This is a genomic window from Cupriavidus basilensis OR16, assembly GCF_000243095.1.
Classification (GTDB): domain Bacteria; phylum Pseudomonadota; class Gammaproteobacteria; order Burkholderiales; family Burkholderiaceae; genus Cupriavidus; species Cupriavidus basilensis_D.
In genome coordinates this window covers 59,299-73,109 of record NZ_AHJE01000098.1, presented here as the reverse complement: position 1 = coordinate 73,109, position 13,811 = coordinate 59,299, and the positions used below count along the sequence as shown (strand labels likewise).

The window sequence follows — 13,811 nt, the reverse complement described above, 5'->3', positions numbered from 1 at the left end:
GACAACCATGAACAAAGCTTACGCCCGGCCGGCAACCGCCGGCACGCTTGGCGCACCCGCGCGGCGCAAGTTCGGCCGCCTTGCCGCCGCCATGCTCGCGACCATGACGGCACTGACCGCCACGGGCGCCGTGAGCAGCGCCGCGGCCGCCGCGCCGGCATGGCCCCAGAAGGCCGTATCCGTGGTGGTGCCGTTCCCCGCCGGTGGCTCCACCGACACCATCGCGCGCATGCTGGCGGTGCCGCTCAATGAAAAGCTCGGCCAGCCGTTCGTGATCGACAATCGCCCGGGCGCCACGGGTGCGATCGGCGCGACCATGGTCAAGCGCGCGCCCGCCGATGGCTACACCCTGCTGGTGGCATCGATCGGCGTCTACGCCGTGAACCCGTTCCTGCAAAAGAACCTGGGCTATGACCCGGCCAAGGACTTCGACCTGCTGACGGTGGCCGTGCGCGCGCCCAACGTGCTGGTCACCAAGCCGGATTTCCCTGCGAAGAACCTGCAGGAGCTGGTCGCGTACATGAAGAAGAATCCCGGCAAGGTGGCGTTCGCCAGCTCAGGCGCCGGTTCGTCGGACCATTTGACCGCCGCGCTGTTCTGGCAGAAGTCCGGCACTGACGGGCTCCACGTTCCCTACAAGGGCGGGGCGCCGGCCATCTCCGACCTGCTCGCCGGCCAGGTCGATGTGTCGTTCCAGAACGTGAATGCTGTGCTCCAGCATATCCGCAGCGGCAAGCTCAAGGCGCTGGCCGTGACCGCTGGAAGGGCGTGATCGAAGCCGGCAAGATCAGCATCGACTAAGCGCACGCGATCCATCCAGGCATTGCTCTTTGCCCCGCCAAAAGCGGGGCGTTTTTATTCTGGCGGACAGGTTTGGGCGCGAGCCCGCGTGACCTGATAGGCTTGGGCTATACACGCCCATGCGCGCCCTGCGCTCGCGCACTGCCGTCGCCTGCCATGATCCGCTTCTGCAAATCCCCCCTCTGCCTGCTGATCGAGACCAAGTCCCGGTGGCTGATTCCGCGCGGGTTCGATGGCTTTGCGCCGGGGCCGCTGATCCTGGTGCGGCCCGGCGTGAGCCACGCGCTGATCGAGCACGAGAAGGTGCATGTGCGCCAGTTCTGGCGCTGGTGCGGCCTGATGGGCGTGCTCTACCTGGCAAGCCCGCGCTGGCGGCTGCGTTTCGAGTTGGAGGCCTACCGCGAGCAGTTGAGGCACTGCGAGCCGGGCACCGCGCATCACTTCGCGCGCATGCTGGCCCGGCACTACCGGCTGGATATTACGCAGGAGCAGGCTTATCGCTTGCTGACGGCGCCGGTCGAGCCAGGGTGAAGCGGGCAGCGCGGAGCGTGAGGATAATTCCCCACGAGTAACGAAGGCGCCAACTGTGCCGTGGAGAAAAAATCTGGCGGAAGCGGCGGCCGCGAGAATTCAAGTTAGGGAAATTTAATAAAATATTAAATATTTTTATAAATTATTTGTTAAATATGCTCAAAATACTACCCAATGTGTTCCCGCGTCATCCAGGTGGAAATGACACGTGACGGGTCTTGTGCTCCACCCATCAAATGCCAAAGGGCAAGGCAAATGGGTTCTGCGCTACGTCAGTCTGGTCGCCGGCAAGCGTCGCAATACCGGCTTTGATCATCTCCTGATACAGAGCAGAACGTCAGGCGCTTCGATCCCGAAGCGCCCGTGAAGGCTGAGCGGAGACCATTGCTCGCTGCAGCCCGGTCTGGCCGCGGGGGGGGGGGCGGTCAGGAGTGCGCTCTTTCGTCAACAGATAAGCGCGCCCGGTACCCACAAAGGCGGGGGGGAGGCTTCACATTCTCCACCAACCCGTGGTTTGCAGAGATGGCGCGCGATATCGTTGGGCTGTACCTGGCCCCTCCGCTCAAGACCGTGGTGATGTGGGGAATCATGGCGTCGCCTGCGCTGGCAGCTGGCGCTATCTGGCCGTGACTCAGTATCGATTATTCCGGTTACGCCCGCTCCGCCACAATCGCGTGTCGCAGTAATCGCCAGTCACGTGGAGTTGGGGTTGGTTCTTTTGCCGCGATGCGTCCGGCGATCACGATGGCGCCTAACGTGCATCAGGCTGGATCGGAGGGCGGCCTGGCGCGGCTCACCCAAGGGCGCGGGCGTCGCGACTGCGCAGGCAGCTTGGCCCATCAACGGCAAAACTATCGGCCGAGGCCGCTTGTCCGTCCTCCCCGTTATCAACGCATTTAATGCTCTTTAATCACTTTTTTGCGCTCGTGCATCGCGAAGGCATGGGCGTGCCGGCACACGGCAGCCGGTGGCTGTCTGAAATTCGCTACGTGCCGGACAAATATCCTGTTGGCCCGTACGAATCAGTGGCGGAGGCACACACAAATTGCTAAATTAAGCACAGTCTGTCCGGAAGCACGCATTAAAATCAGCCGGAAGAACTGGAATACAAAAAATAAACGTACTTCGGGGTCAATCATGGGTCAGTCTTCTTGCCGAGAGCCGGCAGGCGCGATGTTTGCTGCGCGCTTGTTTACCACCGGTGAACCGAGGACGGCAACGGTTTTGCGCATGGTCAGCGCACAGTTGGGTTTCACGCTGATTGAAGTGATGATCACGGTGGCCATCATCGCGATCCTCGCGGCCATCGCTTATCCCTCGTACATCCAATACGTGATCCGGAGCAACCGCTCCGCCGCCCAGAGTTTTATTCTTGGGGTGGCCAACCAGCAAGAGCAGTACAACCTCGACGCACGTCAATACGCTACCACCATGACGGCGCTCGGCTATGCCACCGTTCCCGCGGAAGTGGCGAAGAACTACAACGTCACCGTGGCAGCCAGCAATGCTGTTACCCCGCCGACCTATCTCGTGACCGCCACGCCGACCGGCGCGCAGGCTACCAACGACACCCAATGCATGAATCTCACCATCGACCAGACCGGCGCCAAGGGGGTCAGCGGCAGCGGCACCGTTGCCAGTTGCTGGTGAGTGTGGATCATGGAGGGAAAAATGTTGCCCAGCCCGGTAGAAGTGCCGCACGCGCGAAGACGCACGCAGCGGGGGTTCACCTTGATCGAACTGATTACTGTAGTGACGATCGTCGCTATTCTGGCGGCCATCGCCACTCCCTACTTTCGAGATTTCATATTGGGGCAGCGGATCCGGGCGGCTGGCTATGAGATTGTCTCCGCATTGATCTACGCCCGCAGCGAGGCGATAAAGCGCAATAGCGGCGTGACCGTCGCTGCAGCGACGGGCGGCTGGCAGAACGGCTGGACGGTCACAAGTGGCGCCATCACCCTCAGCCAGCACGAGGCGTTGCAGGGGCTGACCATGACAGGTCCTGTGGCCGGGCTCGTCTACAACGGCAATGGCCGCCTCGCTGCCACGATCAGCCCTTTTGGCATCAGTGCGGCCAACTCCAGTGCACCGCAGCGCTGCATCAACGTCGATTTGAGCGGGCTGCCTAGCAGCCAGGCAGGGAGTTGCTGATGCGCAGGCCGCCGCCAAAATGCCGCCACTCGGGATTCAGCCTGATCGAGGCTGTCGTTACGCTGATCATCCTGCTGGTCGGATTGCTGGGACTTGTGGGCCTGATGTTGACCAGCCAGCGCGCGGAGGCCGAGTCGTACCAGCGCACCCAGGCCCTGATCCTGCTGCAGGATATGATCGGCCGCATCAATGCCAACCGGTCGGTCGCTGGCTGTTATGCCTTCACCACCGATCCGGTCAACGGGCAGCCTTATCTTGGAACTGGCGCGGCCGCCGCGCCAGCCTGCTCCCTTGGCACTGTCCAGGCCTACACCATGGCCAACGGGGATCTTGCGACCTGGGGCAGCCTGCTCGCCGGCGCGGCTGAAACCAGTGCCAGTGGCAGCGTCGGCGCCATGATCGGCGCGCGCGGCTGCGTCAGCTATGACAGCATCAGCGGCGTCTATCTGGTTAGCGTGGCCTGGCTGGGCATGGGGAAGACGGTGGCGCCGGGCGCGGGCCTTGGTTGCGGCAAGGGGCTGTACGCTGACGAAGCCCGGCGGCGGGTGGTCAGCGCGACGCTGCAGATTGCCAACCTGAACTGAGGCTCGATACATGGCAAAGTCAACCGCCTCATCACGTTTGCGCTCCCAGCACGCCGGCTTTTCGCTGGTCGAACTGATGATCGCAATCGTGATCGGCCTGTTCCTGATGGCAGGTGTCGCGGCGCTGATCAGCCAGCAGAGCAGCACCCGCACCGAGCTCGACAAGTCCGCCCGGCAGATTGAAAACGGTCGCTATGCATTTACGCTGCTGGAGGACGATATCCAGCATGCCGGCTACTATGGCCAGTTTGGCGGCACGTTTGCGGCGCTGTCTGCCTTGCCGGATCCGTGCGCACTCGACAAGACCAGCATTGGCAATTCCTTCGCCTTGCCCATGCAGGGTTACGATGCTCCAGCCACCGTACCGGCTCCGCTGTCGGCGTGCCTGCCGAACGCAAATCACGTGGCAGGGACGGATATCCTGGTGGTGCGCCGTCTGGAAACGACCGACATACTGCCAACGCTTGCCACTGCCGTGGCAGGTCAGGTTTATGTGCAAACTACCCCCACCGGTACGCCGGTGACGGCGGTCGGTCCGGACCCTACACCGACAACCCCCTCCGTGTACACCCTGGTGCAAAACGATGGTGTCACGCCGGCCGCGCTTCGCCGCTACATCGAGCATATCTACTTCATCAGCCCGTGCAACATCCTGGCCGCTGGCGCCACTACGTGCACCGCGGGCGCGGATGGCGGCAAGCCGGTGCCGACGCTAAAACGCCTGGAAATCGCAGTAGCGGGCGGCGCGTCGAGCTGGGTCACGACGCCACTGGTCGACGGTATCGAGAACCTGCAACTGGACTACGGCGTCGACGCTGTCGGAGCGGGCGCGCCAGCCGTTCCCTTCATAACCGCGCCAGCGCTCGTCGACTGGCCCAATGTCATGGCCGTGCAGGTCAGCTTGCTTGCGCGCAACACGGAGGTGTCCGCCTTTGTTGACAGCACATTGGCGGCGAAGACCTACAGCATGGGAGTAGCCGGCTCAGTAGGCCCCTTCTCGGACAATTTCAAGCGGCACGTCTACACCGGCGTTGTGCGCGTCATCAACCCCAGCAGCCGGAGAGAGTGAAGATGAGGCTTCGATCATTCCGAGGCAGGCTTCGCCAGGCTGGTATGAGCCTGCTGGTGGGGCTGGTCATGTTGATTGTCCTGACACTGATGGTGGTCTCGGCCGTGCGCATGAGCAAGACCAACCTGAAAGTCGTGGGCAACCAGCAAGCCAAAATCGAGGCTACGGCCGCCGCGCAGCAGGCGATCGAGAAAATCATCGGCTCGGTCAGCAATTTCTACACGCCCACCGCGCAGACTTTCAGCATCGATATCAATAACGACGGCGTGGCGGACTACACCGTCCAGACCACCAAGCCGGCATGCTTGCAGATGACTGCGGCGGACGGTTACAGCGTCGACTTCGCGGACTCGGCGCCGAAGGATACCTATTGGGACATCAGTGCGGTTGCAACCGACAATCGAAGCGGCACCACCGTCACCGTGCATCAAGGTGCCAGGGTGCGGATGAATGCGACTGCGACCTGTCCATAGACAACAACTTGTAGTGCCCGGGGGGCCACCGTGAATACGTTGAGACTGCTGAAGCTCGTTGTGCTGGCCTCGCTGGCGCTAGTGTCGATCACCGGCCGCACGGATGACACCGATATCTTCAACCAGCCGCCAGGCGTGAAATCGCCGGCGCCGAACATCCTGTTTATCCTGGACAACACTGCCAACTGGTCGAAGGCTTCGCAGAAATGGGTCGGCTCGGCAACGCAGGGCCAGGCGGAACTGACGGCCATCAAGAACTTTGTGGCTGGCCTGAAGCAGCCGGCCAATGTGGGCCTGATGATGTTCTCCCTGGCAAACAAGCGCGATGGCGGCTACTTGCGCTATGGCATACGCGACATGAGCGTGGCCGCCAATAACACTGCGCTGCAGAACATCGTTGCCGGCATCAATGTCAATGCACCCGAAGAAGAAGTCGACCAGTCGTCCGGCGACTACGCCAACGCCTTGTACGAAGCCTGGCTCTATCTCAAAGGTTCCAACAGTTGGGCGGGCATGGACCCGCTCGCGGATTACTCAGGCAATTCCGGCACCAACAAGGATAATCTAACAACCTCAGCCATTGGCGCCTTGTCCTCGGGCTTTGCCTACAAGGGTTCTGCCAATGGTTCGGCTTACAACAGCCCGATGGGCGGCAGCGGCTGCGCGCATACCTACATCATCTTCATCGGCAACAACCGACAGGGCCAGTTGCCGCCCGTGCCCGCCAGCACGGACCCGGCCGCGACCACGCTGGCGAAATACCCTGGGTATTCCACGATCTCGAATGTCCAGGCTGCCTGGGCACGTTTCCTGAAGTTGCGCCCGGACCTCGGCGCCGGTAGCGCGGCCGCCGCGAACGGATCCGTGACCACCTTCACCATCGACGCTTACAACGCGCAGCAGAATACCGCTTTCACGGCCATGATGCAGGGCGTCGCCGGCAATGGCGGTGGCGACTACTTCCAGGCCGGCAGTGATACCGCCCTGGCTACGGCGTTGAGCAATATCCTGGCTCAGATCCAGGCGGTGAACTCAGTTTTCGCCTCGGTTTCCTTGCCGGTGTCGGTAAGTGTGCGTGGCACCTATCTGAACCAGGTATACCTGGGCACGTTCCGCCCTGACGCCTACGCCAAGCCGAATTGGGTCGGCAACCTGAAGCAGTACCAACTGGCTGTGGACTCGACCGGTAACGTGTATATGGCCGATAGCGCTGGCGCGAAGGTGCTGAGCAGTACAACGGGCTTCGTCAACCCAAACGTGATCAGCTTCTGGACCAATCCCTCCACTTTCTGGGATCCCAATTACTACGTGGATTCGCAGGGCGTGGGAGGGAGTTCGGATTCACCGGACGGAGATCTGGTGGAAAAGGGCGGCGTGGGGCAATACCTGCGTACCACATTTGCGCAGAATCAGGCGAGCCGCAACGTCTACACCTGCACCGGCGGTTGCACGACGGGCTCTTCCCTGTCTGGCACGCCATTCAGCACCAGCAATTCTTCGATCGTGGCCACAATGCTCGGCCTGCCGAGCGGGGCCAACACCGAGCCTGTCATCAATTGGGTGCGAGGGGGTAATACCCTGGCGGATGACCCCCTTGTCGCCAACCCTTCGGCCCCGCCCGTCTACAATATTCGTGGCTTTGCCCATGGCGATGTACTGCACTCCCGGCCGGCCGTGATCAACTACAACCGCACTGCCGACGACATCGTGGTCTTTTACGGCGCCAACGACGGCATGTTGCATGCTGTCAAGGGTGGCCAGAGCAGTGCCGGCGGTGCGGAACTGTGGAGCTTCATTCCGTCGGAGCATTTCCCGAAGTTCGGCAGGATGTACAACCACGCGCCATTGATCTCGAGTTCCGCGCCAAAGCCCTATTTCGTGGATGGTTCGTCAACGACCTACACGGAGTCGGACCCCACCACCGGGACGGTCACCAAGGCCTATCTGTTCCTGACCATGCGTCGGGGCGGGAACTTCATCTATGCCCTGGATGTGACCAATCCCAGCGTCCCGAAGCTGCTGTGGAGGCATAGCGCCAGCGATGCGGGTTTTGGAGAGCTGGGGCAGACCTGGTCGGACCTGCGCGTCGCGAAGGTGAAGGCCAACCAGGGCAATCCGGTAGTTGTTTTTGGGCTGGGCTACGATGCCACCGCCAACGACACCATCGTGCAAGGCACTGCTACTCAGGGCCGCGGTGTGATGGTGCTGGACGCTGCCACCGGCAATCTGGTCTGGCAGGCCGGCCCGGCCGCGACCACCGGCTCAGCGGGTTTGAATGTGCCGGGTATGACCTACGCCATTCCCGCCAATGTCGCGATCTACGATTCCAACCGCGATGGCTATATCGATCGTCTCTACGCGGTCGATACCGGCGCCAACGTCTGGCGCATTAACATCGGCGACGCCTCGCCGGCGAACTGGACCGTGACCAAGCTTGCCACGCTTGGGGGAAGCGGTGCTGCTGCGCGTAAATTCCTTTTCGCGCCCGACATTGTGCCCGCCACCGCGCTGAACCCGAACGATAACCTGCTGATCGGCTCCGGTGACCGCGAGCACCCGTTCGATACGACCATCCAGAATCGGTATTACATGATCAAGGATGACCACAGCCTGAACGCCGTGCGTTCGACACCCATCACCGAAGGAGTGGCAGGCGCCACGACGGGCGTTGCAGGCCAACTCTATGACGCCACCGCTGATCTGGTGCAGGTCGGCACCCCAGCCCAGATCGCCGCCGCCACGACGGCGCTATCGACGGCAAGCGGCTGGTACGTGACGCTCGCTGCGGGGGAGAAGGTTGTCAGCGGCTCCACCACGCTGTCCGGCACCGTCATGTTTACCACCAACATCCCGGCCACAGCGGCTACCAATTCGTGTACGGGAAACCTCGGGGAAGCGCGCTACTACATGATGAACTATCTGACCGCCGCTTCCACCAGTGATCTCACGGGCGACGGTGGCTTTACGGCCGCAGATCGCTATCAAGTGCTGACCGGCGGCGGCTATGCGCCCACGCCGGTCCCGATTTCGGTCCAGATTGGCGGCAATACGTACCAGGCGGCCGTCAGCGGCACCAATGTATACACGCCGTCCGGACCTAAGTTGGGTCGTCGCTATCGTACTTACTGGCGCGGGATTATCGACTAGGGGCGGCGCTTAGCGCAGGCGGTCGGCAGTCGTACTCGAGTGCTCTCAGGCCCCGTCGTCATCTACTTCTAGACCGACCCAGCGCCGGCCGAGCGGCCAGTGCAGTCGTCCGGCATGTTTCCGGGCGACGCCATATTCAATGAAGCGGAGTTTTTGAGCGGGCAAATCAGCGATCAGTGGCCTGAGCGTGAGGCATAAGTCTTCCAAACCCATCCCTCCGATGCCCGCAGATGATGTCATGCCAAATGGCAGCCATTTGGCATAAAAAAGCCATTCAAAAAATTGGCGGAAGCGGTGAGATTCGAACTCACGGATGGGTCACCCCATCGGCAGTTTTCAAGACTGCTGCCTTAAACCACTCGGCCACGCTTCCCGGGGGAAGAGCAGGCATTGTAGCGCGAACAGGGAAGGCCCCTGTCCGTGCGGCATGCTGCTTCGATGCTGGCGCAACGGCCAGCGCGGCGCATTATAGCAAGGCCGCGCGGCCTGGGGGCATGGGAAAATGCCTGTGGCCTTGTCGGTGCCTGTCGGACACAACGGAACCTTCAATCCCGATTCATGCTCCTATCATGCGTGAGGGGAATCGTGCCCATGCGGGCGCACCCTCCTGTTCCAGGCAATAGCAGTCAATCGAGGAGAATCACCAATGAATGGCAAGACTCTGTTGGGCGTGGCGGCGGCCGCCGCCGTGGTTGGCTTGGCCGGTTGCGCGGCGCCCGGTGGCGGATATGGCGGTGGCTATGGCGCGCCGCAGCAAGCTTATCAGGCACCGCCCCCGCCCCCGGGCACCAACACCTACCAGGCGCCCGCGAATTCGGTGCTCTATGGCCGGGTTGAATCGATCGAGCCGATGACGACGCAGCAAAACAGCTCGGGCTTGCTCGGCACCGTGATCGGCGGCGTGGCCGGCGGCTTGTTGGGCCACCAGATCGGCGGGGGCACCGGCAATACCATTGCCACCATCGGCGGCGCCGTGGCGGGTGGCGTGGCGGGCAACCAGATCGAGAAGCGCGCAGGCAGCAGCACCGATACCGTGTATCGCGTCAATGTGCGCTTGGACGATGGGCGCATGGCGACCGTGACGCAGCGCAACGTCAGCAATCTGCGCGTCGGTTCCCGCGCCCAGGTGGCCAACGACATGGCGACGCCGTACTGACCGGCATCGCTTCGCGCCGCGCACGCAAGCAAACGGCCACCCTCGGGTGGCCGTTTTGCCTGTGGCTGCGCGCTAGCGCGATCAACCTTTCAGGAACATCTCCTGGAGGTCGTTCAGGAAGCGCCGGCCCAGTTCTGTTGGCTTGATGGTAGCGAGATCCGCTTCCAGCAGGCCTTTCTGTTCGGCGGCGGCCAGGTCGCGGCTGATGGTGTGCAGCGGCAGCCCGGTGTGGTCGAAGAACGTGCTGGCCGGCACGCCGTCAGTCAGGCGCAGCGCGTTCAGCATGAACTCGAAGGGCAGGTCGGCGGCGCCGACATCGTGCTGCTCCTGCACCGCGTTGCCGGCCATGGCCTGCGCCATGTAGGTGGCGGGATGCTTGTGGCGCATCTGGCGCAGCACCCGGTGCGGGAACGACAGCTTGCCGTGCGCGCCGGCCCCGATGCCCAGGTAGTCGCCAAAGCGCCAGTAGTTCAGGTTGTGGCGCGCTTGCCGATGCGGCCGGGCGTAGGCCGAGGTTTCGTAGTGGATGTAGCCTGCCTGCGCGGTGCGCGCTTCGATCAGGTCCTGCATTTCATACGCGCTGTCGTCATCCGGCAGCGCCGGCGGGAACTTGGCGAACAGCGTGTTGGGCTCCAGCGTCAGGTGGTAGAGCGACAGGTGCGTGGTGTTGAACGACAACGCGGTTTCCAGGTCCTCGGCGCACTCCGCCAGCGTTTGGCCGGGCAGCGCGTACATCAGGTCGAGGTTGACGTTGTCGAAGTTATCCAGCGCGATGCCGATGCCGCGCGGGCTTCGGCGCCGCCGTGGATGCGGCCGAGCGCGGCGAGATGGCGGTCGTTGAAACTCTGGATGCCGATGGACAAGCGGTTGATGCCGCTGGCCCGATAGCTCGCGAAGCGTTCCGCCTCGAACGTGCCGGGATTGGCCTCCATGGTGATCTCGGCGTCGGCGTCCAGCGGCAGCAGCGCGCGGATATCCGACAACAGCCGGTCCATGCCGGCGGCCGACAGCAGGCTGGGCGTGCCGCCGCCGATGAAGATCGTGTGCACCGGGCGGCCCCATACCAGCGGCAGCGATTGCTCCAGGTCGGCGCGCAGCGCGTCCAGATAGGCGTCTTCCGGGATGTCGTGGCTGTCCACCGCGCCGGGCACGGCATGCGAATTGAAATCGCAGTACGGGCACTTGCGCACGCACCACGGGATATGCACGTAGAGCGACAGCGGCGGGGAGCCGGGCAGCGCGAGCTGGCCCGGCTGCAGCCACAGTGACTTGGTATCGGCGGGCGCGCCGGCGCTGGCGCCCGTGGACGCCAGGGGAACGATCGGAATCATGGGCAGCCAGTCCTGGGGCCGGCGGCCTGCAGGCGCTCTGTCAGTGCCCTGAGCGCGAGCGCGCGGTGGCTGACGGCATTTTTTTCCTCGGCGCTCAGCTCGGCCGCGGTCTTGCCCAGGTGCGGCAGCAGGAAGTGCGGGTCGTAGCCAAAGCCGGCGTTGCCGCGCGGTGCGTCGACCACCTCGCCCGCCCACACGCCCTCGGCGATGACCGGCCGCGGATCGTCCGCATGGCGCACCAGCACCAGCACGCAGTAGTAGTAGGCGCGGCGATTGAGCTTGCCGGCCAGCTGCGAGATGAGGTGCGCGTTGTTGGCGGCATCTGACTTCGGCTTGCCCACCAGTTGCGCATAACGCGCCGAGTAGACGCCCGGCGCGCCATCCAGCGCGTCCACGCAGATGCCGGAATCATCCGCCAGCGCGGGCAGGCCGGCCAGGCGGCTGGCGTGGCGCGCCTTGGTGAGGGCGTTCTCGACAAAGGTGGCGAAGGGCTCCTCGGCCTCGGCAATGCCGAGTTGCCCCTGCGGGATCACCTCGAAGCCGAGCGGCGCCAGCAGTGCGCCAAACTCGCCGAGCTTGCCGGGGTTGTTGGAGGCGAGGACCAGGCGTTGCATTGCGTTCACCCTATCAGGCCAGGCCCAGCGCGCGGCGCTGGTGCGCCACCAGTTCGGCGATGCCTTGCTCGGCGATGCGCGTCATGGCATCGAGCTCGGCGCGGCTGAACGGTACGCCTTCGGCGGTGCCTTGCACTTCAACAAAGCCGCCGCTGCCGGTCATGACCACGTTCATGTCGGTGTCGCAGTTGCTGTCCTCGGCATAGTCCAGGTCCAGCACGGCCACGCCATCCACCATGCCGACCGACACGGCGGCCACGAAATCGCGGATCGGGCTAGCCTTGATCTGGCCGTCGCGCAGCATCGCGGAGACGGCATCATGGGCGGCCACGAAGGCGCCGGTGATGGCCGCGGTGCGGGTGCCGCCGTCGGCCTGCAGCACGTCGCAGTCCAGGTGGATGGTGAATTCGCCCAGCGCGGACAGATCGAACACCGAGCGCATCGCCCGGCCGATCAGGCGCTGGATTTCCTGGGTGCGACCGGTCTGCTTGCCGCGGGCGGCTTCACGGTCCGAACGCGTGTGGGTGGCGCGCGGCAGCATGCCGTACTCGGCGGTGACCCAGCCTTCGCCGCTGCCCTTCTTGTGGGGAGGCACCTTGGCCAGCACGCTGGCGGTGCACAGCACCTTGGTGTCGCCAAAGGCACTCAGGACAGCACCTTCGGCGTGACGGGTGTAGTGGCGGGTCAGGGTAATAGGGCGCAGCGCATCGGCTGCGCGTCCGCTGGGTCGCATGTGGGGGTTTTCTCGGGAATCAGTTCAGGACCCGGATTTTAACGCCGCCGGGCGGCGCGTGCGCGTTCGCCATCAATTCCCCCCGGGTTCCACCGGCCGGGACCGCGAATTCCCGTGCCATTGCGGCGCGGGCGGTACTTTAGCCCGCGATCGCCCCGGCTTCGGGGGCGGGCCCGGCCGCGCGAGTTCAGCGCATGAAATTGCTGGTCTTGTCGATCGCCGCGCGGATCTCGGCGATGGAGCGCTCGATCTCCTCTTCGGAGAGCAGGTCGGTATCGCCGCCGTTGTTCTCGAGGATCGAGGTGGTGAACGTGTTGAGCGGCAGGGTCTCGGTGGCGACCGAGTCCTCGTTGGAGAGATTGGCGTCGAGCTCCCACATCATGGCGATGGCGGTCGTGTTGTCGGCGCCGTCGCCGGCATTGTGCAGTGCCTGCTCGATCAGGTCCGGAATGGCGTGCACCACGGACAGGTTGGTCACCTTTTCGACCAGCAGTTGCTCTTCGATGCTGCCCCACAGCCCGTCGGAGCACAGCAGGGCCACGTCGCCCGGCTCCAGCCGCAGCGGGCCGCCGATATCGATCAGCGGCAGGTTGGGCGAGCCGAGGCAGTTGTAGAGCTTGTTGCGTTCGGGGTGGTTGGCCACCTCCATCGGCAGCACGCGCTCCTGCTGCAGCAGGTTCTCGATCTTGGAGTGGTCGCGCGTGCGGGTCAGCAGGTTGCCCTTGCGCACCAGGTAGAGCCGCGAGTCGCCGGCGTGGGCCCAGTGGATCTGCCCGTTCTGCACCAGGCAGCAGACCACGGTGGTGCGCGGGACGTCGGCCAACTGGTTGGCTTCGGCGTAGCGATGGATTTCCCGGTGGGCCAGCATGATGGTGTCCTGCAGAAAATCGGCAGGATTGCGGATCGAGGGCCGGGCCTGGGCCTGGAACTGGCGTGCCAGGGTCTGCAAGGCTTGTTGCGCGGCGACTTCGCCCAGCGCGTGGCCGCCCAGGCCATCGGCCAGCACCATCAACAGGGCATCCCGCGTGAAGCAATAGCCCATGCGGTCCTGGTTGATGCGGCGGCCGCCTTTTCTGCTTTCCTGGTAGACGGAGAATCGCATGGTGGCTGTAGGGGGTCAGTTCTTGAGAGACGTAAGCGCCATATGCGCGTGCCACCGGTACGGCGTGCGGGTGGGGCGCGAGGCGACGATTCTCATCATAGTTGTAAATGGGCGCA

11 protein-coding genes, 1 tRNA gene and 2 pseudogenes are annotated in these 13,811 nt (G+C 63.7%); 9 read left to right on the top strand and 5 right to left on the bottom strand.

Going from position 1 to position 13,811, the window contains the following annotated elements; translation table 11 throughout:
* Positions 1 to 91: 91 nt before the first annotated feature.
* From OR16_RS30010 to OR16_RS29975, 8 genes and pseudogenes are all read left to right on the top strand, one after another.
* Positions 92 to 766 (top strand): annotated as a pseudogene (locus OR16_RS30010) (Bug family tripartite tricarboxylate transporter substrate binding protein); the annotation flags it as partial.
* A 191-nt stretch (positions 767 to 957) separates the two neighbouring features.
* Positions 958 to 1,332, top strand: coding sequence for a hypothetical protein (locus tag OR16_RS30005; RefSeq protein ID WP_006162427.1), 375 nt, complete (start codon positions 958 to 960; stop codon positions 1,330 to 1,332).
* 1,230 nt (positions 1,333 to 2,562) lie between these two features.
* Positions 2,563 to 2,982: a type IV pilin protein gene (locus tag OR16_RS30000; protein ID WP_006162426.1), complete on the top strand. Its 420-nt coding sequence runs from the start codon at positions 2,563 to 2,565 to the stop codon at positions 2,980 to 2,982.
* 81 nt (positions 2,983 to 3,063) lie between these two features.
* Positions 3,064 to 3,486 (top strand): GspH/FimT family pseudopilin, encoded by a 423-nt coding sequence (locus OR16_RS47465; protein WP_423739695.1) that lies wholly within the window; start codon positions 3,064 to 3,066, stop codon positions 3,484 to 3,486.
* A complete protein-coding gene (pilV, locus tag OR16_RS29990; protein WP_006162424.1) occupies positions 3,486 to 4,070 on the top strand; it encodes a type IV pilus modification protein PilV in 585 nt (194 codons plus the stop codon). Before OR16_RS47465 ends, pilV begins: the two co-directional genes overlap by 1 nt.
* A 10-nt stretch (positions 4,071 to 4,080) precedes the next feature.
* Positions 4,081 to 5,139, top strand: coding sequence for a PilW family protein (locus OR16_RS29985; protein ID WP_100228010.1), 1,059 nt, complete (start codon positions 4,081 to 4,083; stop codon positions 5,137 to 5,139).
* 44 nt (positions 5,140 to 5,183) lie between these two features.
* Positions 5,184 to 5,612, top strand: a complete 429-nt coding sequence (locus OR16_RS29980) for a pilus assembly PilX family protein (protein WP_006162422.1) — start codon at positions 5,184 to 5,186, stop codon at positions 5,610 to 5,612.
* 30 nt (positions 5,613 to 5,642) lie between these two features.
* Positions 5,643 to 8,759: a pilus assembly protein gene (locus OR16_RS29975; RefSeq protein WP_237717275.1), complete on the top strand. Its 3,117-nt coding sequence runs from the start codon at positions 5,643 to 5,645 to the stop codon at positions 8,757 to 8,759.
* Positions 8,760 to 9,042: 283 nt separating this feature from the next.
* Here the strand turns inward: OR16_RS29975 and OR16_RS29970 are convergent.
* Positions 9,043 to 9,132: transfer RNA gene (locus OR16_RS29970), tRNA-Ser, on the bottom strand.
* A gap of 273 nt (positions 9,133 to 9,405) precedes the next feature.
* Here OR16_RS29970 and OR16_RS29965 point away from each other — a divergent pair.
* Positions 9,406 to 9,915 (top strand): glycine zipper 2TM domain-containing protein, encoded by a 510-nt coding sequence (locus tag OR16_RS29965; protein ID WP_006162420.1) that lies wholly within the window; start codon positions 9,406 to 9,408, stop codon positions 9,913 to 9,915.
* A gap of 81 nt (positions 9,916 to 9,996) precedes the next feature.
* Here OR16_RS29965 and hemW read toward each other — a convergent pair.
* From hemW to OR16_RS29945, 4 genes and pseudogenes are all read right to left on the bottom strand, one after another.
* Positions 9,997 to 11,246 (bottom strand): annotated as a pseudogene (gene hemW, locus OR16_RS29960) (radical SAM family heme chaperone HemW).
* The gene (gene rdgB, locus OR16_RS29955; protein ID WP_006162419.1) at positions 11,243 to 11,860 is read right to left on the bottom strand and encodes an RdgB/HAM1 family non-canonical purine NTP pyrophosphatase; all 618 of its coding nucleotides are present in this window, start codon (positions 11,858 to 11,860) and stop codon (positions 11,243 to 11,245) included. The pseudogene hemW and the gene rdgB overlap by 4 nt, the downstream one beginning before the upstream one ends.
* A 13-nt stretch (positions 11,861 to 11,873) precedes the next feature.
* Positions 11,874 to 12,593 carry a ribonuclease PH gene (rph, locus tag OR16_RS29950; protein ID WP_006162418.1) on the bottom strand — a complete coding sequence of 240 codons (720 nt, stop codon included), beginning with the start codon at positions 12,591 to 12,593 and terminating at the stop codon, positions 11,874 to 11,876.
* A gap of 187 nt (positions 12,594 to 12,780) precedes the next feature.
* Positions 12,781 to 13,695 carry a PP2C family protein-serine/threonine phosphatase gene (locus tag OR16_RS29945; protein ID WP_006162417.1) on the bottom strand — a complete coding sequence of 305 codons (915 nt, stop codon included), beginning with the start codon at positions 13,693 to 13,695 and terminating at the stop codon, positions 12,781 to 12,783.
* Between the last annotated feature and the right edge of the window lie 116 nt (positions 13,696 to 13,811).